Source organism: Neisseria sp. P0009.S008, from assembly GCF_051958615.1.
GTDB lineage: Bacteria > Pseudomonadota > Gammaproteobacteria > Burkholderiales > Neisseriaceae > Neisseria > Neisseria subflava.
The window spans coordinates 1-282 of sequence record NZ_JBQCVG010000055.1 but is presented as its reverse complement, the minus strand read 5'-3'; the positions used below and the strand labels follow the sequence as shown (position 1 = coordinate 282).

1 rRNA gene is annotated in these 282 nt (G+C 55.7%); it reads left to right on the top strand.

The features are described from left to right. Positions 1-282, top strand: a 16S ribosomal RNA gene (locus ACTHSQ_RS11220); the annotation flags it as partial.

The window sequence follows — 282 nt, the reverse complement described above, 5'->3', positions numbered from 1 at the left end:
GGGCGAAAGCCTGATGGTGTGACGCCGCGTGGAGGATGACGGTCTTCGGATTGTAAACTCCTGTCATGTGAGAGTAAGAACCAGGGAGTAACTGCCTGTGGTTTTGAGAGTATCACAAGAGGAAGATGCGGCTAACTCTGTGCCAGCAGCCGCGGTAATACAGAGGCCTCAAGCGTTGTTCGGAATCACTGGGCGTAAAGGGTGCGTAGGCGGCGCGGAAAGTCAGGGGTGAAATCCCGGAGCTCAACTCCGGAACTGCCTTTGATACTCCCGCGCTTGAGA